We start from the raw sequence: 21914 nt of genomic DNA, 5'->3' as shown, positions 1-21914 counted from the left end.
CTCGTTAGGCGATGAGCTTGAGCTTTTGCCGCTTTCTTTCGGGTAGCTGCTCGCTCGACGTATCCTTGCGCGGCTTGATGAAGTCAGCCCACGCCTGCAGCACCTCGCGGCGTCGCTTGATCATCTCGCTGTCCCAGTACGAAAGTTCAGCCTCATCGCCGATACGGTGTGACAGGCAGAACTCGAGCACTTCGCGGCGGAAATTGTGCTCCTTGTTGTCAGCGCCCCAATTTCGGAAGCTCGTGCGGCAGCCATGCATGGTGGATTTGACAGCAGTGCGCTCGATGGCCCCAACAAGCGCGTTCGCCCGGAACGGCTGATGGTCCTCCGCGTGGTCGGAGGGGAACACGTACTTATCCGTGCGCGGCATCGATTGGATGATCTCGATGGCCTGATCTGACAACGGGGCGAGATGCGGCTTCGGCTCTAGCTCGCCCTTAATCTTCATCTTCTCAGCCGGAACCATCCACGTCCTTGCTTCGAAGTCGAGCTCCGTCCACTCCATCAGCCGGATTTCTTGGCTCCGCGACACAGTGAGGATCCCGACTTCTGTGCAGCGCGCGGCGTTGCCGGGATCATAGCGCAGCCCTGTCATCATTCCCGGCATCTTCGTGTACGGCGCGGACCGATGCCCCTTCTTGCGATTCAGCTTGCGGGGCGACGGCAGCAGATGTTTGAGGTTGCCGCGTCATGCAGCCGGGTTCTCGCCCGTGCGCAGTCTCAAAGCTTTGGCGGCGTCCATCAGCCGCTCGATCCGCTGGCGCGTCCGCGACGCTGTGACCGGCTTCACGGTCCAGATCGCCTTGAGCGCCTCCAACACGTGCTCGGTGGTGATCTCCTGGAGTTTCTTGTCGTGCAGGCTCGGCACGTCCCGGATGGAGCGCTGCCACTGCTTCAACTCCTCTTCGGACAGCCCTTGGCACCAACCAGGATACTGCTCCTCGGCAAACTCCTTGAGCGTCTTGCTGCCCTGAGCGGTGCCGCGCTTCTTGACGCGCGGATCGATGCCCTCGCGCTTCAACGCGACCTTATAGTCGCGCGCCTTTTCGCGCGCGCTGCTTAGGGTTAGAACGTCACCGCTTGCGCCGTCGCGGTCGCCAGCCCTGGCGAACTCCATCTGCGCCCGCTTGCCCTCGAGGTCGGTGAAGCGGAAGGCCCACACCCGATCACCGCTGTCGCGCACCACCAGATAAAGCCCCCCACCGTCCGCATGAACGCCAGGTTGCAGGGATTTAACTTGGTTCGAATTGAGTGCCACTTTAACGTTCCCCTTCCGCTTACCACTTACCGTCACGGATGCTCCGTCGTGACGGTCAGCTGTTCCAAAATCCACCTGTTTTGGATGTATTGCCGTCACGGATACTTCAGAAGGGAGAGGGCGCCAACTTACCAGTTTTTCGCCAAAACCGGCCGACGTTCGGCGATTTTCAACGATGTCAGACGACTGCAGATGCAGATAATACATTGAAAATAAAAGGAAATAAAGCAGTGACGACGGTCAGTGGTAGCAGACGAAGTGCTCAGATTGGAACATGACCCGTGACGGCATTCGGTAAACTCGTCCGCACCACGGCATTCCGGCTGACGCTGGTCTACTTGCTGCTGTTCGCGATGTTCGCGGCCTCGCTGCTCGCCTATTTCGCCTGGAATACGCGGCGGCTGATCACCGAGGAGATCACGCAGACGGTCAATGCCGAAACCTCGGAGATCAACGAAATCTACGGCCGCCGTGGCTTGCGCGGACTCGTGCTCGCGATCGAGTACCGGGCGCTGCGTCCGGGCGCCAACCTCTATCTCGTGACCACGCCGACCGGGCAGGCGATCGCCGGCAATGTCGGCTCGCTGGCGCCGGGCGTGATGGCGACGCGAGGCTGGACCGAAACGGCCTACCGGCGGATCGAGGATGCGGACGAGCGCGATCATCGCGCGCTGGTGCGCGTCACCGAACTCGAAAACGGTTTCCGCCTTCTGATCGGCCGCGACCTCGACGAGCGGCGGCGGCTGTTCGGCATCGTGGCGAAGGCGGCGCAATGGTCGATCCTGATCGTGGTGGTGCTCGGCCTTGGCGGCGGCATTTTCGTGGCGCGCCGCGTGCTCAGGCGCATCGATGCGATGAGCGGCACCGCTCATCGCATCATGACCGGCGATCTCAGCGAGCGCCTGCCGGTGGGACGCAGTGGTGACGAGCTCGATCGCCTCGCTGAAAACCTCAACGCGATGCTGGAGCGGATCGAGGCGCTGATGGCGGGGCTGAAGGAGGTTTCGGACAACATCGCCCACGATCTCAAGACGCCGCTGACGCGCTTGCGCAACCGCGCCGAAGAGGCCCTGGCGAAATCGGGCTGCGAGGCCGATTACCGCGCCGCGCTGGAACGGACCATCGAGGAATCCGACGGGCTGATCCGCACCTTCAACGCGCTTCTGATGATCGCGCGCGCCGAGTCCGGACAGGCGCGCGGCAACATGGATGATTTCGACGCCGCCGCCGTCGCCAACGGCATCCACGAGCTCTACGAGCCGCTGGCCGAAGACGACGGCATGACCTTGAAGGTCAGGTGCGAGCCGACGCCGGTTCACGCCAATCGCGAATTGATCAGCCAGGCCCTCGCCAATCTTGTCGAGAATGCGATCAAATACGGCAAGCCGGTCGCGCAGTCGGCCGGAACCGTGGTCAGCATGGACAGCAGGCAGATCACGATCGAATCGAGGCGCGAGGGCGATCAGGTGCTGCTCAGCGTCACCGATCGCGGTCCCGGCATCCCCGAAGCCGACCGCAAGCATGTCGTGGAACGATTCGTGCGGCTGGAAGCGAGTCGCACGCTGCCAGGATCCGGCCTCGGCCTCAGTCTCGCCTCGGCGGTCGCGACATTGCATGGCGGTGAGTTGAGGCTGGGTCACGCCCAGCCCGGTCTCGTCGCCACGCTGGTGCTGCCGGCGCGCGCGGGGGCCGGCGACAGGGTTGCTCCGCCAATGCAGGATGTGCCACAGAAGGTGGCATGAACCACTCCGCGCCGGGAAACGCGGACAAGCATGGTGAGAGCCTGGCCGCACGTTTCGCGGAGGCTCCCCATATTGCCGCTTCCGCAATCGACCAAGGACGTTTTGAAAGCTGGCTGGCCGGGCTCGAGCCCGCGCAATGCGCCCGTCTTGAAGTGCTGCTGGCCCATCCCTTCTCGCGGGACATCCTGGCCGGCATCGCGGAATTCTCGCCTTATCTGTTCGAGCTGGTGCGCGCTGATCCGCAGCGCCTGATCCGGCTGCTGCAATGCGATCCGGATCCGCATCTCGCCACGCTGATCGCGGAGGCGAGCGGCGCGGTGTTCGCGGCATCCGACGAAGCCGAGGTGATGCGGCTGCTTCGCCGTATGAAGGCGGAGGCCGCGCTCCTGACCGCCCTGTGCGACATCGGTGGGGTCTGGCCGGTGATGCGGGTGACCGCGGCCCTCACCGAGGTCGCGGTGTCCTCGGTGCAGGCGGCGCTTCAATACCTCCTGCGGCAGGAAGCCGCACGTGGCAAGCTCTCGCCGCCCAATCCCGAGGCGCCGGAGGAGGGCTGCGGGCTGATCGTGCTTGCGATGGGCAAGATGGGCGCAGGCGAGCTGAATTATTCCAGCGACATCGATCTCATCGTGTTCTTCGATCCCGACAACACGACGCTGGCCGCGGATATCGAGCCCCAGCCATTCTTCGTGAGGGTGACGCAGGGGATGGCACGCATTCTCCAGCAGCGCACCTATGACGGCTACGTCTTCCGCGTCGATCTGCGCCTGCGTCCCGATCCATCCTCGACGCAGGTGGCGATTTCGCGCGACGCCGCGCTGAATTATTACGAGCGGGAAGGGCGTACCTGGGAGCGCGCCGCGATGATCAAGGCGCGAGCCTGCGCCGGCGATCCCAAAGCGGGGGAGGCGCTGCTCGCGGAGATCGCGCCCTTCGTCTGGCGCAAGCATCTCGACTTCGCCGCGCTTGCCGACGTTCACGACATGAAGCGGCAGATGCAGACCTATCGCGGCCAGAGCGAGGTGGCGGTCGAAGGGCATAACGTGAAGGTCGGGCGCGGCGGAATCCGCGAGATCGAGTTCTTCGCCCAGACCCAGCAATTGATCGCCGGCGGCCGCCATCCCGAGCTGCGCCTGCGGCCGACGCTCGCCGCGCTCGGCGTGCTCGCTTCCAGCAACTGGATCACGTTCGCGGCGCGCGACGAACTGGCCACGGCGTACCAATTCCTGCGCCGGGTCGAGCATCGCCTCCAGATGATCGCCGACGAGCAAACCCACACGCTGCCCGAGGACAAGGATGCGCTCGAGCGTTTCGCCTGGTTCTTCGGCTATCCGGATCGCGAGGCCTTTGCCCGCGACCTCTTGCGCCAGCTCGAGATCGTCCAGGGCCACTACGAAAAACTGTTCGAGGGCGACGATCCCACCGGCTCGGCCAAGCTGCCGGCGCTTGACTACAGTGCGGGTCCCGACGATCCGCGGCTGCTTCAGCACCTGGCGACGCTCGGCTTCAAGAAGCCTGCCGCCGTCGCGCAGACCGTGCGTGACTGGATCACCGGCGACTATCGCGTGTTCCGCAATGAGGCGACGCTAACCGCCTTCGTCGAATTCGTGCCGGCCCTGATCGACGGTCTCGCTCATGCCGAGGAGCCGGATCGGGCCGTCGTGGCGTTCGATCATTTCCTTGGGGCGCTTCAGCGCGGCGGCCGGCTGATCACGCTGCTCGGCCAGAACCGCGATCTCGTTGCGCTCGTGGCGCTGGTCCTGGGTGCGGCACCGCGGCTCGGCGACACGCTGGCACGGCAGCCGCAGCTCATGGACGGCCTGATCGATCCGCGCTTCTTCGGCGCCATGCCCGACAGGCAGGAATTGTCGGGGCGGCTCGCGACGACGGTACAGGATGCCGGCTCGTACGAAGAGTTCCTCGACCGCCTGCGCCTGTTCGGGCAGGAGAGCCTGTTCCTGATCGGCACGCGCATCCTGTCCGGCACCGTCTCGGCGCAGCAGGCGAGCACGGCGTTCGCCGACGTCGCCGAAGGCATCGTTCATACCGTGCACGGCCTCGTCGCCGACCGCTTTGCCGCCCAGCACGGCCGGATCAAGGGGCAGGAGACCGCGATCATCGCGATGGGCCGGCTCGGCAGCCGCGAGATGACGGCGTCGTCCGATCTCGACCTGATCCTGCTCTACGATTTCGACAGCGACAACCCGGACTCCGACGGTGCGAAGTCACTGCAAGGTGCCCACTATTTCGCCCGCCTCACCCAGCGCCTGATCAGCGCCTTCACGACGCGTACCAATTACGGCGTGCTCTATGAGATCGACATGCGGCTGCGTCCCTCGGGGCGTGCGGGCCCCGTGGCCTCGAGCCTCCTCTCCTTCGCGGACTACCAGGCCAACGAGGCCTGGACCTGGGAGCACATGGCGCTGACGCGCGCGCGCGTGGTGTCGGCTTCGCCCGAATTCCGGCAACGGATCGAGCGCGTCGTCCGCGATGTCCTGACCCGCCGCCGCGATCCCGCAATCACCGCCAACGACGTCGCCGACATGCGGCGCGCGATCGCCCAGGAGAAGGGCGAGGCCGATTGCTGGGATCTCAAATATGCCGCCGGCGGCATGGTCGACATCGACTTCATCGCGCAATATCTCCAGCTCGTGCATGCGCACGAGAAGCCGGAAATTCTCGACGTCGGCACCACGCAGGTGCTGGAAAATGCATGTCGGCTCGGCGTGCTCGCACAATCGGAGACTGAGATATTGCGTGCCGCGGCGCGGCTCTATCACGACCTGACGCAGATCCTGCGACTCTGCGTCAGCGACCGCTTCAAGCCGGAAACCGCGGGCACCGACCTCCTGCGCGTGATGGCACGCGCCGGCGACGCGCCGGATTTCTCCTCGCTGGAGGCGCGCGTGAAGGAGACGCAGAGCGAGGTGCGCCGCGTCTTCAGGGCGCTGCTGGAAGGGACGTCGCCGGCTTCAGCGAGGTGAGCGCCTCGCGCACGTTCGGCTCCAGGCCCGCGCCGCCGGCATCGAGATGGGCGAAGATCGCGCGCTTCATCCGCGGATCCCAGAACTTCCTGATGTGGTCGGCGATCCCCGGCACGGCCTTGTCGTGGCCCTGGCTCCGGAAGAACGTGCCGATCTGGTTGGCCATGTAGATCAGGCGGTCAGGCGACATCGGCAACCTCCGTGGCATGACGGGCGGCAACCCGGCCGCCATGCGAAAACACTTCGAACCCGTCCTGGCGGGCAATGGCAATCAGCGTGATGCCGGCGACCTCCGCGGTGCGCACCGCGAGCGCGGTCGGCGCAGAGACGGCGACCATCACCGGCGCGCCGATGGCGGCGGTCTTCTGCACCATCTCGACCGAGACGCGGCTCGTCAGCAGCACGATGCCGCCGCTTGCAGCCGTGCGGCTGCGAGCCAGCGAACCGGCGAGCTTGTCGAGCGCATTGTGGCGGCCGACATCCTCGCGTAGCGCGACGATACCTCCGGCAGGCGACCAGAACGCGGCGGCGTGAACGGCGCGGGTTTGCAAATTGATCGATTGCAGCGGTGCGATGGCCTGCATCGCCGCCATGATCTGCTCGGGCGTAAACGCCTGTCCCTGCGGCACGACGGCCGCAGGCCGCACGGCTTCGGCAATCGAGTCGATGCCGCAAATGCCGCAGCCGGTCGGGCCGGCGATGTGGCGGCGGCGCTCGCCGATGCGCGCGGCATCTTCCGACGCCAGCCACATGCGCAGCTCGATGCCGTCGTCGAGGCGGACCATTTCGAGCGACTTGATGTCGTCGACCGATCCGATGATGCCTTCGTCCAGGCTGAAGCCGACCGCGAAGTCTTCGAGGTTCTGCGGCGTCCCCATCATGACGGCATAGGTGCCGCCATTGTAGGTCAGCGCCAGCGGCGTCTCCTCCGGGATCAGCCGCGCCCCTTCGGACGCGACACCGTCGCGCCAGATCTCGCGGTCGATGGCCTGGACTGGAACGTGCATGCCGCTACTCCGCGGCCTCGGCCGGCGCGATGCGTCGGGAGTGCCGCGCCTGCGCGTCGTAGGCCTTCTGCCAGTCGGACGGGCCGTTCGACGGCGAGATCTGCACCGCCGTGACCTTGTATTCGGGGCAGTTGGTCGCCCAGTCCGAATAGTCGGTCGTGATGACGTTGGCCTGCGTGTCCGGATGGTGGAAGGTGGTGTAGACGACGCCCGGCGCGACGCGATCGGTGATCTCCGCACGCAGCGTGGTCTCGCCGGCCCGGCTCTTCAGCCGCACCCAGTCGCCATCGCGCACGCCGCGCTGCTCGGCATCGTGCGGATGGATCTCCAGCCGGTCCTCGGCATGCCAGACCACGTTCTCGGTGCGCCGGGTCTGCGCCCCGACATTGTACTGGCTGAGGATGCGGCCCGTGGTGAGCAGCAGCGGATAGCGCGGGCCGGTGCGTTCGTCGGTCGCGATATACTCGGTGACGACGAATTTGCCCTTGCCGCGGACGAAGCCGTCGATGTGCATCACCGGCGTGCCCTCGGGCGCCGTCTCGTTGCAGGGCCACTGCACCGAGCCGAGCTCGTCGAGCTTGGCGTAGGAGACGCCGGCAAATGTCGGGGTCAGCGCCGCGATCTCGTCCATGATCTCGGAAGGATGGCTGTAGGTCATCTCGAAGCCCATGGCCTTGGCGAGGCCGATGGTGACCTCCCAGTCGGCGAGGCCGTTCTTCGGCGTCATCACCTTGCGGACGCGCTGGATGCGGCGCTCGGCGTTGGTGAAGGTGCCGTCCTTCTCGAGGAAGCTGGAGCCCGGCAGGAACACATGGGCGTAGTTCGCGGTCTCATTCAGGAAGAGGTCATGGACGATGACGCATTCCATTGCCGACAGTGCGGCCACAACATGCTTGGTGTTGGGATCGGATTGCAGGATGTCCTCGCCCTGCACGTAGATCCCCATGAACGTGCCTTCGACCGCGGCGTCGAACATGTTGGGAATGCGCAGGCCCGGCTCGGGGTTGAGCTTGACGTTCCACAGCGCCTCGAACTGGTCGCGCACGGCATCGCCCGAGATGTGGCGGTAGCCGGGGAGCTCGTGCGGGAACGAACCCATGTCGCAGGAGCCCTGCACGTTGTTCTGGCCGCGCAACGGGTTCACGCCGACGCCGGGACGGCCGATATTGCCTGTGACCATCGCGAGGTTGGCGATCGCGATCACGGTGGTCGAACCCTGGCTGTGCTCGGTGACGCCGAGACCGTAATAGATCGCGCCGTTGCCGCCGGTGGCGTAGACGCGCGCTGCTTCGCGCAGATCCTTCGGATCGACGCCGGTGAGGATTGCGGTGGCTTCCGGGCTGTTGTTCGGCTGGGCGACGAACGCCGCCCATTCCTCGAACTCGCTCCAGTCGCAGCGCTCGCGCACGAAGGGTTCGTTGACGAGGCCTTCGGTGACGATCACATGCGCCAGCGCCGTCATCACCGCAACGTTGGTGCCGGGCATCAGCGGCAGATGCAGCGCCTTCACGTGCGGCGATTCCACCATCTCGGTGCGGCGCGGATCGATCACGATCAGCTTGGCGCCCTGGCGCAGCCGCTTCTTCAGACGGGAGGCGAACACCGGGTGGGCCGAAGCGGGGTTGGCGCCGATGACGACAACGACGTCGGTGTCCTCGACCGAGTCGAAATCCTGCGTGCCGGCAGACGTACCGAACGTGGTCGAGAGGCCATAGCCGGTCGGGGAGTGGCAGACGCGGGCGCAGGTGTCGACATTGTTGTTGCCGAAGCCGGCGCGGATCAGCTTCTGCACCAGATAGGTTTCTTCATTGGTGCAGCGGGACGAGGTGATGCCGCCGATGGCGTCGCGGCCGTATTTCTTCTGGATGCCGCGCATCCTGGTCGCGGCGAACGAGAACGCTTCATCCCATGAGACTTCACGCCAGGGATCCTCGATCCGCTCGCGGATCATCGGGTTGAGGATGCGTTCCTTGTGGTTGGTGTAACCCCAGGCGAAGCGGCCCTTGACGCAGGAATGGCCGCGATTGGCCTTGCCGTCCTTGTAGGGCACCATGCGGACGACTTCCTCGCCGCGCATCTCGGCCTTGAAGGCGCAGCCGACGCCGCAATAGGCGCAGGTGGTGACGACCGAGTGTTCGGGCTGGCCGATCTCGATCACGGATTTCTCGGTCAGCGTCGCAGTCGGGCAGGCCTGCACGCAGGCGCCGCAGGAGACGCATTCGGAGCCGAGGAAGCTTTCGCTCATGCCGGGCGAGACGCGGCTGTCGAAGCCACGGCCGGAGATCGTCAACGCGAAGGTGCCTTGCACCTCCTCGCAGGCGCGCACGCAGCGCGAGCAGACGATGCACTTGGAGGGATCGTAGGTGAAATAGGGATTGGACTCGTCCTTCGGCATCCAGGCGGCGTTGATCTCGCCATTGGATTTGGCGAAGACGTGGTTCTCGCCGTCATAGCCGTAACGCACGTCGCGCAGGCCCACGGCGCCGGCCATGTCCTGCAACTCGCAATCCCCGTTGGCACCGCAGGTGAGGCAGTCGAGCGGATGGTCGGAGATGTAGAGCTCCATCACGCCCTTGCGCAGCTTCTTCAGACGTTCGCTCTGGGTGTGCACGACCAGACCGGCCATGACAGGCGTGGTGCAGGAGGCCGGCGTGCCGGCGCGGCCCTCGATCTCGACGACGCAAAGACGGCACGAGCCGAATGCGTCGACCATGTCGGTCGCGCAGAGTTTTGGAATCTGATGGCCGGCGTCCATCGCCGCCCGCATGATCGAAGTGCCCTCGGGCACCGTGACCTGGTTGCCGTCGATGGTCAGCGTTACCATCGTTTCCGATTTCGAGCGCGGCGTGCCGAAGTCGATTTCTTCGATCAGAGACATTGTCGTTCTCCTATTCCGCGGCCTGAAGCGTGGTCGGGGCCGGGATGAAATCATCCCGGAAGTGCTTCAATGCGCTGAGCACGGGATAGGGCGTGAAGCCGCCGAGCGCGCAGAGCGATCCGAATTTCATGGTGTTGCAGAGGTCTTCGACGAGTGCGAGGTTTTCGCTCACGCGCTCGCCGTTGATGATTTTCTCGATGGTCTCGACGCCGCGGGTCGAACCGATCCGGCACGGCGTGCACTTGCCGCAGGATTCGATGGCGCAGAATTCCATGGCGAAACGCGCCTGCTTGCGCATGTCGACCCCGTCGTCGAACACGACGATGCCGCCATGGCCGATCAGGCCGTCGCGCGCGGCGAAGGCCTCGTAGTCGAATGGCGTGTCGAACAACGCGCGCGGGAAGTAGGCGCCCAAGGGACCGCCGACCTGCACCGCGCGGACCGGACGGCCCGTGAACGTGCCGCCGCCGATGTCGTCGACGAGCTCGCCGAGCGTCACGCCGAACGCGGTCTCGAACAGCCCGCCTTGGCGGATGTTGCCGGCGAGCTGGATCGGCATCGTGCCGCGCGAGCGACCCATGCCGAAATCGGCATAGGCCCTGGCGCCCTCGGCCAGGATGAAGGGGATGGCGGCGAACGACAGCACGTTGTTGATGACGGTCGGCTTGCCGAACAGGCCGTGATGCGCGGGCAGCGGCGGCTTTGCGCGCACGAGGCCGCGGCGGCCTTCGAGGCTTTCCAGCAGCGAGGTCTCTTCGCCGCAAACGTAAGCGCCGGCGCCGACGCGTACTTCGAGATCGAAGCTGTATGCGGAGCCGCCGATCTTGTCGCCGAGATAGCCGCCGCGTCGAGCCGCGGCGATGGCCGCGTTCATCGCCTCGACGGCGTGCGGATATTCGCTGCGGATGTAGATGTAGCCCTTGGTCGCGCCGACCGTGAGGCCGGCGGTCGTCATGCCCTCGATGACGAGGAAGGGATCGCCTTCCATGATCATGCGGTCGGCGAAGGTGCCGCTGTCGCCTTCGTCGGCGTTGCAGACGATGAACTTGCGGTCGGCCTTCGCCTGCGCGACCGTCTTCCACTTGATGCCGGTCGGGAAGCCGGCGCCGCCGCGGCCGCGCAGGCCGGACGCCGTCACTTCATTGAGGATGGCTTCCGAGCCGAGCGACAGCGCGCGTTCGAGGCCCTTGTAGCCGCCATGGGCGCGGTAGTCGTCGAGCGAGCGCGGGTCGATCACGCCGCAGCGCGCGAAGGTCAGGCGGGTCTGGCGCTTCAGCCAGGGGATCTCGTCCGCGGCGCCAAGCCGCAGGGGATGGGATCCATTGCTCACCATCGAATCGAACACGGAAGCAACATCCTCCGGGCCGACCGGACCATACGCGACGCGGCCCCCGGGGGTCGCCACCTCGATCATCGGCTCCAGCCAGCAAAGCCCGCGCGAGCCGGTCCTGACGATTTCGATCGGCAGGCCGCGCGGTGCCGCGAGCTGTTCGAGCGCCGTAGCTACATCATCGGCGCCGACGGCGATTGCAGCCGCATCGCGGGGGACGAATATCCGCATCTTCATCGCTGCGCCTCCGCGACAAGCGCATCGATACGCTTTTCATCGAGCCGGCCAATGAGCCGGCCGTCGAGCATCGCGGACGGCGCGGTCGCGCACAGGCCAAGGCAGTAGATCGGCTCCAGCGTGACGCGGTTATCGGCCGTGGTGCTGCCGAGCGACACGCCGAGCTTCGCCTCGGCACGCGCAGCCAGCGCATCGCCGCCCGCCGCCTGACAGGCCTCCGCGCGGCAGAGTTTCAGCACATGGCGGCCGGCCGGCTTGTGGCGGAAATCATGGTAGAACGTGAACACGCCATGCACTTCGGCGCGCGACAGATTGAGCGCCTGCGCCACCATGGGAATGGCTGCCTCCGTCACGTAGCCGAACGCCTCCTGGAGCGCGTGCAGGATCACCAGCGTCGCGCCTTCCTGCTTGCTGTGTTCGGCGATGACGTCGGCGCCGCGCGTTTCGTCCCAAGGTTCGTAAACCGCTGTCATTCTTCGTTCTCAACCAGAGCGTCTGCTCATCGCAAACTATTTGGAATCATTCGAAGATCAATAAAGCTGTCTCATGCTGCGATTGCGAATTCCGATCGATTTCCGATGGCGATCAGTCGATTTGAAATTGCAATTGAAGCCGTCCGCCGGGCGGTTTTTACGTGTTGGGAGGGGGAGGGCATGCTAGCTTGTATGCCACCACACAATCCGAGGAGATGACCGGTTGCTCGACAAGCTTGAACTGCTGCTGGCGCTGGCGAAGGAGCGGCATTTCGGACGCGCGGCGGAGGTCTGCGGCGTGACGCAGCCGACGATGTCGACCGGGCTCAAGCAGCTCGAGGAGATCCTCGGCGTGATGCTGGTCCAGCGCGGCTCCCGCTTCCAGGGTTTTACGCCGGAAGGCGAGCGGGCGCTGGATTGGGCCCGTCGGATCGTGGGCGATGCCCGCGCGATGCGTGACGAGATCAACGGGCTGAAGCATCAGCTCTCCGGCGAGATCCGTATTGCCGCGATCCCGACCGTGCTCGGCATGGTCGCCGCGCTGACGACGCCGTTCCGCGCCAGGCATCCCGAGGTGCGCTTCAGTATCCGGTCCACCACCTCGTCCGAGGTGCTGGGGCTGCTCGAGAATCTCGAGGTGGATGCGGGGCTGACCTATATCGAGAACGAGCCGATCGGCAAGGTGCGCACCATTCCGCTCTACAACGAGAGCTATCGTCTGCTCACCGCGCCGGATGGAATGTTCGGCGATCGGGAGACGGTGACGTGGGAGGAGGTCGGGCAAGTGCCGCTGTGCCTGCTCACGCCCGACATGCAGAACCGCCGGATCATCGACCGTGCGTTACGTTCGGTCGGCGCGGAGGCGACGCCGACCTTGACCTCGAATTCGCTGCTCGTGCTGTTCACGCATGTGAAGACGGGACGCTGGGCCAGCGTGATGCCGGCCAAGCTTGCCGAGACGCTCGGCCTTTCCGATACGGTGCGCTCGATCCCGATCACCGATCCCGATGTCAATTACAGCATCGGCATGGTGATCCCGCAGCGTGATCCGATGACGCCGCTGATTGCGGCGCTGGTCAATGTCGCGCGGGAAGTCGCGCCGTCGCTGCAAATGTAGGATTCAGGCCGCCGCCGATATCCCGGACGCCGCCTTGATCGCGTCGCGGGGCAGGGTCACGCGCACGACGGTGCCGACTTCGAGCTTGGAGCGCAGCCGCATCGAGCCGCCATGGAGCTGCGCCAGCGAGCGGGCGATCGCAAGCCCCAGTCCCGAGCCGTGATAGGTCTTGGTGAGCTGGCTCTCGACCTGCTCGAAGGGGCGGCCGAGCCGCGCCAGCGAATGCGGCGCGATGCCGATGCCGGTGTCGGCGATCATCAGCACGATCCTGTCGTCGAACTGCCGGCTGCGCACCACGATGCGTCCCCCGTCCGGCGTGAACTTCACGGCGTTGGAGAGCAGGTTGACGATGATCTGCTTGGTGGCGCGGCGGTCGGCGACGACGGCGATGGATTTTGCGATGTCGGCGTCGAGCGTCAGGTGCTTGTCCTGCGCGCGGCCGGTGACGACCCGCAAGGATTCCGCCAGCGTCTGCGCCAGGTCGAGCTCTTCCATGTCGAGCTTCATGCGGCCGGCCTCGATCTTGGACATGTCGAGGATGTCGTTGATGACTTCGAGCAGGTAATGCCCGCTGGTCAGGATGTCGTGGCAGTATTCCTGGTACTTTTCCGAGCCGAGTTCGCCGAACATGCCCGAGCCCATGATCTCGGAGAAGCCGATGATCGCGTTCAGCGGCGTGCGCAGCTCGTGGCTCATATTGGCGAGGAATTTCGACTTGGTCTGGTTGGCTTCCTCGGCGCGGGTCTTCTCGCGCTGGTATTTCTCGGCGAGATCGGCGAGCTCGCCCGCCTGGCGCTCCAGGGCTGCCTGCGAGCGCTTCAGGTCGATGACGGTGGCGCGCAGGCGCAAATCGTTGTCGACCAGCTTCTGCTCGTGCTCCTTGATGCGGGTGATGTCGGTGCCGACCGAGACGTAGCCGCCGTCCTTGGTGCGGCGCTCGCTGATGTGCAGCCAGCTGCCGTCGTCGAGCTGCGCCTCGAAGGTGCGCGCGCCAGGCCCCTGGCTCGCGGTCTCGTTGTGGCGGGTGCGCACCTCCGGCATGCGGCCGACCTCGAGCACGGTCTCGTAGGAGGTGCCGGGGATGACGGCTGAGTCGGGCAGCTTGTGCAGCCGCTGGAAGTGCGAGTTGCAGAGCACCAGGCGGTCGCTCGCGTCCCACAGCACGAAGGCTTCGGGAATGGTCTCGATCGCGTCGCGCAGGCGCAAATCGGCTTCCACGGTCCGCTCGGCAAGGCTCTTCTGCTCGGTGATGTCGACGGCGATCCCGATCAGGTGAACGCTGGAGTCGGTCGCGCCGCTGGTCTTTTCGCAGCGGACGCGGAGCCAGATCCAGTGGCCGTCGACATGCTGCATGCGGAAGGTCTGGTCGATGTGGTCGATCTTCCCGGAGATGAGCTGGTCGGCGATCTCGAACAGGTCGATGTCGTCGGACTTCACCAGCGCGTTGACCTCGCCGAAGGTGAGGAGCTCGTTGCGGCCGTCGAGGCCGAGCATCGAAAACATCGACTGCGACCAGAAGATGCGGCCGCGCGACAGGTCCCAGTCCCACAGCCCGCAGCGGCCGCGGTTGAGCGCGGTGTCGATCCGGCCGCGCACGGCGTCGTTGATCAGGTCGCCTTCGCGGGCTCGGGTGGACTGCCAGTGGAAGGCGAAGCCGAGGATCAGGACGACGAAGCCGGTGGTGGCCGACAGCGTCACCGAGAGCGCGGCGTCCGAGCCCCAGATCGGCTCGTTGCGCTCCTGGATCACGGTGACGAAGCCGGGCAGCGACTTGATCTGCCGCGAGGTCGCGATCGCGGCGTTGCCGTTCGGCAGCGTCATCTCGGAGATGTTGCCGTCGCGCGGCGGCGCCGCGAGCAGTTGCGCGGTCGTGATCGCGTCGAGCAGACGGTCGTTGCCGGAGGGATCGCTGTCGACCGGGATGCGGGCGAGGATGCGGCGATCGATTCCGGCCGAGGTGACGATGACATGGCGGCCCGAGGCAGTGCCCCAGGACGGAATGAAGTCGGGCAGCAGCGTCGGCAGGCTCTCGATGTTCTTCAGCCGTTCCTGTCGCGCGGAGGTGAGGCGGTCGATGCGCTCGGCGAGCAGGTCGGCGAGTGCCGAGATGTCGCGGCGGATCACCAGCCGCTTCTGGCGCGTCTGATCGACGACCTGCACGAATGCGCCGAGACAGATCGTGATCAGGAACGCGATGATGAGCGTCGGCACGGCGCGGCGCAGCGCCGGCTCCGCGATCAGGAGCCGATGATAGGCAGGTTTCGCGATCGATTGCGCCAATCCTTTGATCGAATCGGATTGGACGCACGCGTTCGCGGCGTCTGCACGCGACATGCCTTAGGCCCCCTGGAAACCTGCTTGCAACTGAAGCTCGGAAGCAGCCCCACATCGCTTCCGAATCATGCCCGATTTGAATCCAGTTTTCGCGGGCTGTCGAGAGTCAACGAATCGTTAACGCGAATTTATTCTTATCCAACGCGCAGTTTGCGCATCGCGCGTCCGCAAACTCACGTGCGCGGCGAGTCCGAAACGGGAACGTGTGACTCCTCGCACATTCTCTGTCACGCGCGCGGCGGTTCGGCGTGACTGATCACGCGTTTCACGCTGGGGAACGCGCGCCGCAGCGCGCGCTCGATCGCGTCGACATGCTCGTGCACCTTGATCACGCTCATCGACGGCTCGGCGCGGCAGTGGAAGTTGACGATCTCGCCGGCGTCGGTGTTGCGGACGCGGACATTGTGGATGTCGTGGATCTCGCCGCTGGCGGCATATTCCGTCAGAGCGGCGGCGATGGTCTGCACCCGTTCCGGCGCGGCGTTGATCCCGAACGGCAGTTCCGGTTCCAGCGGCTCGATGTGGACGTCGACCTCGACGTCCGCGCCGAACTCCTCCTGGATGTTGCGCTCCAGCGTGTTGGCGACGTCGTGGGCGGCGTCGAGCTGCATTCCGGCGTCGACCTCGAGGTCGATGCTGACGATCAGCTTGCCGCCGAGATCGTGCACCGTGACGTGGTGGATGGCTAGTCCCGTATTATGCGCGATCACCATGATGCGATCGCGCACGGTCTCGTTGTCGCGCGCGACGGGGACCGCAGTGAAGGTGAGGTCGGTATCGCCGAAGGCCTTCTCGACGGCTGCTTGCGCGTTGCGCTTGATGTCCTCGACCCGATCGATGGGGTAAGTGCGCGGCACCTTCGCGATGGTATCGATAAACATGGTGGCACCGACCATGCGCACGCGTAGCCGCTCGACGCCGATCACGCCCGGCACGCTGCGGATCGCGGCCGTGGCGGTCTCATGCGCGCCTTCAGGGGCGCGGTCGACCAGCGTCTGCACGGTCGAGCCGGCCATGCGCAGGCCGAGCAGGGCGATCATCACGGCGACCGCGGCGGCTGCAGCCGCGTCGCCCCACCAGAAGCCGAGGGCGGCGAGGATCAGGCCGATGATCACGGCGAATGAGCCCATCACGTCGGAGGCGAAATGCAGCGCGTCGGCGGCGAGCGCCTGGCTTCGCGTCTCCCGCGCGGCGCGGTGCAGGGCGCGGGCGCGCCAGAGATTGACGACGATGTCGATCACCAGCACCACGAACGGTACGGCCGAAATGGTCGGCGGCGCGGTTCCCTCGCGCAGCCGGCTGTAGGACTCGACCAGGATTCCGCCGGCGAGCACGTAGAGCAGGGCGGTGACGCCGAGCGCGGAGATACTTTCCAGCTTGCCGTGGCCGTAATGGTGCTCGTGGTCCGCCGGCTTGTCGGACACCCGCACCACCGCCCAGGTGATGATGGTGGCGACCAGGTCGATCGAGGAATGCAGCGCCTCGGAGATCAGCGCCAGCGAGCCGATCGCGATCCCGACCGCGAACTTGGCCGCCGCCATGCCGCCGCTGGCGAAGATCGAGATCGCCGCGACCGAGGTCTTGTCGTGTTGGGCTGTCATGACCGGGATTTAGCAGCCCATGGGTGAACATCAAGCGACGATCCACAGGTGTAGTCGCTAGTGATTTGCAGGAGCGGGACCCGTCATGCCCGGGCTTGTCCCGGGCATCCACGTTCTTCGGAGTGGCGAAGACGTGGATGGCCGGGTCAAGCCGGCCATGACGACGGAGAGAGGAGCGTCCTGTCGCTCTCGCTTCGCAGCGCCCCACGCCTCAAGGCGCCTCACACCGTCACGACGATCTTGCCGAGGTGCTTGTTCGCCTCCATGTGCTCGAATGCCTTGTCGATGTCGTCGAAAGCAAACACCCTGTCGATCGGCAGCTGCAGTTTTCGCGACTCGACCGCGGCCCAGATGTCCTTGCGGACCTCCTCGAAAATCTCGCGGACCTCTTCGATGGTGCGGGTGCGGAAGGTGACGCCGACATAGTCGATGCGGCGCGCCGCGTGCAGGTCGAAGTTGAAATCGGCATGGGTGCCGCCGAGCCGGCCGACATTAACGATACGGCCTTTGACCTTGGTCGCGGCGAGGTTCTGGTTGGCGACCTTGCCCGAGACCTGGTCGACGATGAGGTCGACGCCATCGCCGCCGGTCGCCTTGAGCACCTCGTCGACCCATTTGGGGTCGGAGGAATCGACCGCGAGATCGGCGCCATACTCCTTCAGTCGGCCGCGGCGAGCGGCATCGGTCGAGGAGCCGATCACGAGCCTGGCGCCCTTGAGCTTGGCGATCTGCATCGCCATCAGGCCGACGCCGGAGCTTGCGCCCTGGATCAGCACGGCCTGCCCGGGCTGCACGCCGCCGATGGTGACGACGGCGTTGTGCATGGTCGCGAGCGCGACGGGCAGGGTGGCGGCGTCCTCGAAGTTCATGTTCGAGGGCGCGCGGAACAGCCGGCCGTGATCGGCCAGCGTGTATTCGGCAAACGCCGCGCCGCCCGAGCCCATGATGCGGTCGCCGACCTTCACGCCCTTGGCATCCGGTCCGAGCTCGGCGACCTCGCCGGCCCATTCCATGCCGAGCACGGTGCCGGTGCCGCCGGCGGCGCCATGGGCGTGGCCCTTGCGCATGCCTGTGTCGGCGCGATTGAGGCCACAGGCGCGGACCCGGACCAGCACCTGCGTGCCTTCAGGTTTTGGTTGAACGACGTCGGAAATTGTAGCGCCATCAGGGCCGTAGACGTAAGCCTTCATGAATTGCTCTCGCTTCTTGCAGTGATTATTCCGCAGCTTGCGCCGTCGGATGAACGATCATGCCTTCGAGCCGGCTGCGGATGATGGCCTCCGCTTCGCGCACGATACGGGAGACGAGCTCGGCGCAGCTCGGGATGTCCTGGATCAGGCCCTGCACCTGTCCGGCCGACCAGATGCCTTCGTCCGAGTTGCCGGTCGCATAGACCATCTTGCCGCGGGGGCCGGCGACGAGCTCGCGGATGTCCTCGAACTTGGCGCCTTCCTTCTCCATCGCAACGACCTTGGTCGAGATCTCGTTCCTGGCGACGCGCGAGGTGTTGCGCATGGTGCGGAAGATCAGCTCGGTCTCGCGCTCGTCGTTGGCGACGATCTTCTCCTTGATGAGCTGGTGGATCGGGCTCTCCCTGGTCGCCATGAAACGCGTGCCCATGTTGATGCCTTCGGCGCCCAGCGCCAGCGCGGCGACGAGGCCGCGGGCGTCGGCGAAGCCGCCGGAAGCGATCATCGGGATCTTGATCTTGTTGGCGGCGGCCGGGATCAGGATCAGGCCAGGGGTGTCGTCCTCGCCGGGGTGGCCGGCGCATTCGAACCCGTCGATCGAGATGGCGTCGACGCCCATGCGCTCGGCCGAGAGCCCGTGACGGACGCTGGTGCATTTGTGCACGACCCTGACGCCGTGCTTCCTAAACTCGTCGACATGCTCCTGCGGCTTGTTGCCGGCGGTTTCGACCACCGTGATGCCGCTCTCGATGATGGCGGCGCGGTATTCGGCATATGGCGGCGGCTTGATCGCAGGCAGGATGGTGAGGTTGACGCCAAACGGCTTGTCGGTGAGGTCGCGGCAGCGCGCGATCTCCTTCCTGAGGTCCTCCGGCGTCGGCTGGGTCAGCGCCGTGATGAACCCGAGCGCGCCGGCATTGGCGACGGCGGCGACCAGCTCGGCACGCCCGACCCATTGCATGCCGCCCTGGACGATCGGGTGCTCGACGCCGACGAGCTTGGTGAACCGTGTCTGCAACATGTTCTGTTTCCCCGCCTTCGTGGCGCTCTTTTATCGGTTGATGGCCGGCAGGATGCCGCCCGGGTCGGGAAAAGTCTATTGGGAGGGCGTGCGGTGGAGGCGGGGCGATCATGCGAGGAGTGGGGGGATTCCGCAGGGCGGATAATTGAGGCGGGCTCTTGTCCCGGACGCGCTGCAACGCCTCTTAGCGTTGCGGCGCAGAGCCGGGACCCATGCCCAGCGAGCGCTCTGAAAGATGGGCCCCGGCTCTGCAGCGAACCGTCGAAGGGACGCTGCGCTGCGTCCGGGGCACGAGAGCGTCTGTTGATACGTGCATTGAAATGAGCACACCTTCGCCTCCTCGCGGCGCATTTCGCCCGAGCTTTGCCCGATCGCGTCGCCCTCGTCGTGACAAGGGCGCAGGGAAGGCCGGGCGCCGGCTGGCACCCGCAAGGTCCGTGCGCCAAAAAATGCACACGGGGTGGACCACAGGTCAGCCGAACGCCCGGCCTTCCCTGCGCGATGGTTTACGGCTTACTTCGCGCTCTCCCCGGGGAGTCGAGCCCTATTGCCCCCGTCGCCTCGCGGATTGCTGGCGACCGCCCGGTCGGGCAGAGAGCGCCACCACGAGACTTGACGCCGGATTCGGGCGTCAGGACCACACGACTTGGCCGTCCGCGCACGTCCTCGCTGGGACTTCGAGAGCTGGCGTGTGCTCGCGCCCGAAGCCATGCGAACACGCTGTCGGCATCGTGTCGTAAGCGCGAGAGCAACTGCTCACGGCAAGAGCCGCCCTGCAATTCCGATCGCGCCCGACGCCGTCGCGTCCATCGCACCCCAGCCCGCAGTTCGTGACGATCGCGATCCGCCCCTTGTCTCGGGCCAGGGTGGTTCGTGTGTACGGTAAATCAGAATTTCGGTAAAGCGGAATATTTTTGGCGCGGCGGGTTGACAAGCGAGGGTGGGAATTTGCGCGAGGTGTTTTGCCCGACGGGCAAGGTGCTTCCTCAATTCCGTCGCCATACCCCGCGACCCGGCTACGCCAAGGCTTCGCCGAGGTTGAGGTCCAGGGGCGCCGAAGCTTTTAGCGTAGGCGACAGGCGGGAGTATCCAGTACGTCGCGGCTCCTCGATTCCAGCCTCGCTGTCTCCGAATACTGGATTGCCCGCCTTCGCGGGCAATGACAGCGATTGTGACCGCCGCTACTCCGCCGACAGCCGCACCATCTGGCGGCCGCCGTTCATGTCCTTGAGGCTGTTGACGAAGTTTTCCGGGCGTTGCCAGCGGTACGGGACCTTCAATCCCATGTACTCGGCGATGTCGCCGATGAAGCCGGTGCAATTGGTGGTCTCGGCGTTCCAGACCGGCGAGCTCGCCTGCAGTTTCTTGATATAGGCGAACACGCGCTTGGCGTCGGCTTCGTTCAAATAGACGCGGTAGTTCGCGGTCAGATAGTCGGGATCGAGATCGCCGTAGCTCGCACCGGTCTCCGCCGGCACCCAGGTCAGGTGGCCGAGCACGTAAGCAAGAGTGTCGCCGGACGGCGTCAGGCCCGCGACCTCGACGGCGCGCTCGCTGGTCTTGCCGTACCAGACGAAGGCATGGCCCCAGCTCGCGGCCGTGCGGGCGCGGAAGTCGACAAAGTACGGGCCTTTCTCCGCGCGCGCGACCGCGCGCCGCGTCGATGGCGGCGCCGGTCGCGAGCCGGTGTCGGCCGGGACAAGCGCATTTGCGTCGGCAACGCGCTTGTTCGCTTCGTGGGCCGAGGCCGAGAGTGTCGTGCACGCGAGCATCGCCGCGAGGGCGAATCCCGCGAGGATGCAGGATCCCGATCGATCAGGTTTGTTCGTCACGCTGTGCCCCCGGACTGTCGGCCACTCACGCAGATTCTGCGCGTATTTCGCTGCGCGTCAGTAGCGCGCCGCGACGGGGCCGGGCGCCTTGCCGATCGGGGCCTTACCAATCGGGCTCTTGCCAATCGGCATCTTGCCGATCGGCGCTTGCTCCGAATAGACGGGAACGGGCTGGCGACGCGGCAGATCCGCAGCGTTCGCGGCCGTCACCAGAGCAAGCGTAGCACCCACGACAATTACAATCTTCTTCACAGTCATACCCCTAGAAAGTTTGGTCCAAACACGGCACCGCCGTGCCCCCAGACACGCCTCACAGAAGGGCGGCGGAATGCGTCCACAGTGCGGCGCGCGCGGGACATGTTGGCGGCATCTGCCGGGCGCGCGCAGATGTGATGTGTCTGAATGTTTCGAAGCTGCGCCGCGCACTCGTCAGCGGTCGGCGCTCAGCCGGAATTGCATCTCGATCTTCGTAGGTGATGGTTCGCTCGCAGCGCGCCAGGGCGAATAGCCGGGCGTCGGGTCGGGATCGGAGGGAAGATCGATCGGCCAGCTTTGCGTTGGAAGGCCCGGGAGCGTCAGGCTAACGGCGCGGTGGCGCGTCTTGTACGTCAGCGAGGCGGAGGCGATGATCGCCGGGCGGTCGCCTTCATGGGCGCGCCAATTCGCGGCCGGTCCGGCGGTCGCATGTCTCTGCGCTTCCTCCACTTCGATCCGCACGTCGTCCTTGGCGTCTGGCAGGATAGTGCCGGCCGGAAGCCTGAATTGCAGATCGAGGGTCATGAACCCGTGGCTGAGATAGGGCGAGCGGATGAATTCATACCATCCCCACCAGGAGAGGCCCGCTGTGATGAGCAGAAGCGTGATGGCAAAAGGGAAAGACAGGCGTGTGTTGGGGTGAGGGGTCTTGGGG

Annotated in this window: 17 protein-coding genes; 3 read left to right on the top strand and 14 right to left on the bottom strand. The window is 65.6% G+C overall.

The window, feature by feature from the left end:
* Window positions 1-4: 4 nt before the first annotated feature.
* Window positions 5-598 carry a site-specific integrase gene (locus tag QCM77_RS24940; protein ID WP_279685274.1) on the bottom strand — a complete coding sequence of 198 codons (594 nt, stop codon included), beginning with the start codon at window positions 596-598 and terminating at the stop codon, window positions 5-7.
* 90 nt (window positions 599-688) lie between these two features.
* Window positions 689-1258: a DUF4102 domain-containing protein gene (locus QCM77_RS24935; RefSeq protein ID WP_279685273.1), complete on the bottom strand. Its 570-nt coding sequence runs from the start codon at window positions 1256-1258 to the stop codon at window positions 689-691.
* A gap of 281 nt (window positions 1259-1539) precedes the next feature.
* On the opposite strand from QCM77_RS24935, the gene QCM77_RS24930 reads away from it, so the two are divergent.
* Both QCM77_RS24930 and QCM77_RS24925 read left to right on the top strand, forming a co-directional pair.
* Entirely contained in the window at window positions 1540-3000 is a 1461-nt protein-coding gene (locus tag QCM77_RS24930) for a sensor histidine kinase (RefSeq protein WP_279685272.1), read from the top strand.
* Window positions 2997-5984 (top strand): bifunctional [glutamine synthetase] adenylyltransferase/[glutamine synthetase]-adenylyl-L-tyrosine phosphorylase, encoded by a 2988-nt coding sequence (locus QCM77_RS24925; protein WP_279685271.1) that lies wholly within the window; start codon window positions 2997-2999, stop codon window positions 5982-5984. Before QCM77_RS24930 ends, QCM77_RS24925 begins: the two co-directional genes overlap by 4 nt.
* Here QCM77_RS24925 and QCM77_RS24920 read toward each other — a convergent pair.
* From QCM77_RS24920 to QCM77_RS24900, 5 genes are read right to left on the bottom strand one after another with little or no spacing between them, the layout of a single operon-like run.
* Window positions 5941-6174 (bottom strand): formate dehydrogenase subunit delta, encoded by a 234-nt coding sequence (locus tag QCM77_RS24920; protein ID WP_279659981.1) that lies wholly within the window; start codon window positions 6172-6174, stop codon window positions 5941-5943. The two genes, QCM77_RS24925 and QCM77_RS24920, sit on opposite strands and share 44 nt — an antisense overlap.
* Window positions 6164-6991 (bottom strand): formate dehydrogenase accessory sulfurtransferase FdhD, encoded by an 828-nt coding sequence (gene fdhD / locus QCM77_RS24915; RefSeq protein WP_279659980.1) that lies wholly within the window; start codon window positions 6989-6991, stop codon window positions 6164-6166. The genes QCM77_RS24920 and fdhD overlap by 11 nt, the downstream gene beginning before the upstream one ends.
* 4 nt (window positions 6992-6995) lie before the next feature.
* Window positions 6996-9869, bottom strand: a complete 2874-nt coding sequence (gene fdhF / locus QCM77_RS24910) for a formate dehydrogenase subunit alpha (protein ID WP_279685270.1) — start codon at window positions 9867-9869, stop codon at window positions 6996-6998.
* 10 nt (window positions 9870-9879) lie between these two features.
* Window positions 9880-11436, bottom strand: a complete 1557-nt coding sequence (locus tag QCM77_RS24905; protein WP_279685269.1) for a formate dehydrogenase beta subunit — start codon at window positions 11434-11436, stop codon at window positions 9880-9882.
* Entirely contained in the window at window positions 11433-11909 is a 477-nt protein-coding gene (locus tag QCM77_RS24900) for a formate dehydrogenase subunit gamma (protein WP_279685268.1), read from the bottom strand. The genes QCM77_RS24905 and QCM77_RS24900 overlap by 4 nt, the downstream gene beginning before the upstream one ends.
* Window positions 11910-12132: 223 nt before the next feature.
* On the opposite strand from QCM77_RS24900, the gene QCM77_RS24895 reads away from it, so the two are divergent.
* Window positions 12133-13026, top strand: coding sequence for a LysR family transcriptional regulator (locus tag QCM77_RS24895; RefSeq protein ID WP_279685267.1), 894 nt, complete (start codon window positions 12133-12135; stop codon window positions 13024-13026).
* Window positions 13027-13029: 3 nt separating this feature from the next.
* On the opposite strand, the gene QCM77_RS24890 is transcribed toward QCM77_RS24895, so the two are convergent.
* The 7 genes from QCM77_RS24890 to QCM77_RS24860 form a co-directional block, all read right to left on the bottom strand.
* Window positions 13030-15360 carry a PAS domain-containing sensor histidine kinase gene (locus tag QCM77_RS24890; RefSeq protein WP_279659975.1) on the bottom strand — a complete coding sequence of 777 codons (2331 nt, stop codon included), beginning with the start codon at window positions 15358-15360 and terminating at the stop codon, window positions 13030-13032.
* Window positions 15361-15587: 227 nt separating this feature from the next.
* On the bottom strand, window positions 15588-16961 hold the full coding sequence (locus tag QCM77_RS24885) for a cation-efflux pump (RefSeq protein WP_279685266.1): 1374 nt from the start codon (window positions 16959-16961) through the stop codon (window positions 15588-15590).
* Window positions 16962-17182: 221 nt separating this feature from the next.
* Complete coding sequence (locus tag QCM77_RS24880; RefSeq protein WP_279685265.1) at window positions 17183-18151, bottom strand: zinc-binding dehydrogenase; 969 nt, start codon at window positions 18149-18151, stop codon at window positions 17183-17185.
* A 25-nt stretch (window positions 18152-18176) separates the two neighbouring features.
* Window positions 18177-19172, bottom strand: coding sequence for an NAD(P)H-dependent flavin oxidoreductase (locus QCM77_RS24875; RefSeq protein ID WP_279685264.1), 996 nt, complete (start codon window positions 19170-19172; stop codon window positions 18177-18179).
* A gap of 1181 nt (window positions 19173-20353) precedes the next feature.
* The gene (locus QCM77_RS24870; protein ID WP_279685263.1) at window positions 20354-21004 is read right to left on the bottom strand and encodes a hypothetical protein; all 651 of its coding nucleotides are present in this window, start codon (window positions 21002-21004) and stop codon (window positions 20354-20356) included.
* A 57-nt stretch (window positions 21005-21061) separates the two neighbouring features.
* Window positions 21062-21262, bottom strand: a complete 201-nt coding sequence (locus QCM77_RS24865) for a hypothetical protein (RefSeq protein WP_279659970.1) — start codon at window positions 21260-21262, stop codon at window positions 21062-21064.
* A 171-nt stretch (window positions 21263-21433) separates the two neighbouring features.
* On the bottom strand, window positions 21434-21914 hold a 481-nt coding region (locus QCM77_RS24860), incomplete at its 5' end, for a hypothetical protein (protein WP_279685262.1).

This window comes from Bradyrhizobium nivariense (assembly GCF_029846695.2).
GTDB lineage: Bacteria > Pseudomonadota > Alphaproteobacteria > Rhizobiales > Xanthobacteraceae > Bradyrhizobium.
This window is presented reverse-complemented; position numbering and strand designations above follow the sequence as displayed.

Excerpts from the sequence above, each read along its gene's own strand:
- QCM77_RS24920 (WP_279659981.1), bottom strand. The coding sequence starts at position 6,174 with ATGTCGCCTGACCGCCTGATCTACATGGCCAACCAGATCGGCACGTTC.
- QCM77_RS24925 (WP_279685271.1), top strand. The coding sequence starts at position 2,997 with ATGAACCACTCCGCGCCGGGAAACGCGGACAAGCATGGTGAGAGCCTG.
- QCM77_RS24865 (WP_279659970.1), bottom strand. The coding sequence starts at position 21,262 with ATGACTGTGAAGAAGATTGTAATTGTCGTGGGTGCTACGCTTGCTCTG.
- QCM77_RS24885 (WP_279685266.1), bottom strand. The coding sequence starts at position 16,961 with ATGACAGCCCAACACGACAAGACCTCGGTCGCGGCGATCTCGATCTTC.
- QCM77_RS24940 (WP_279685274.1), bottom strand. The coding sequence starts at position 598 with ATGATGACAGGGCTGCGCTATGATCCCGGCAACGCCGCGCGCTGCACA.
- fdhF (WP_279685270.1), bottom strand. The coding sequence starts at position 9,869 with ATGTCTCTGATCGAAGAAATCGACTTCGGCACGCCGCGCTCGAAATCG.
- QCM77_RS24875 (WP_279685264.1), bottom strand. The coding sequence starts at position 19,172 with ATGTTGCAGACACGGTTCACCAAGCTCGTCGGCGTCGAGCACCCGATC.
- fdhD (WP_279659980.1), bottom strand. The coding sequence starts at position 6,991 with ATGCACGTTCCAGTCCAGGCCATCGACCGCGAGATCTGGCGCGACGGT.
- QCM77_RS24880 (WP_279685265.1), bottom strand. The coding sequence starts at position 18,151 with ATGAAGGCTTACGTCTACGGCCCTGATGGCGCTACAATTTCCGACGTC.
- QCM77_RS24905 (WP_279685269.1), bottom strand. The coding sequence starts at position 11,436 with ATGAAGATGCGGATATTCGTCCCCCGCGATGCGGCTGCAATCGCCGTC.
- QCM77_RS24890 (WP_279659975.1), bottom strand. The coding sequence starts at position 15,360 with ATGTCGCGTGCAGACGCCGCGAACGCGTGCGTCCAATCCGATTCGATC.
- QCM77_RS24900 (WP_279685268.1), bottom strand. The coding sequence starts at position 11,909 with ATGACAGCGGTTTACGAACCTTGGGACGAAACGCGCGGCGCCGACGTC.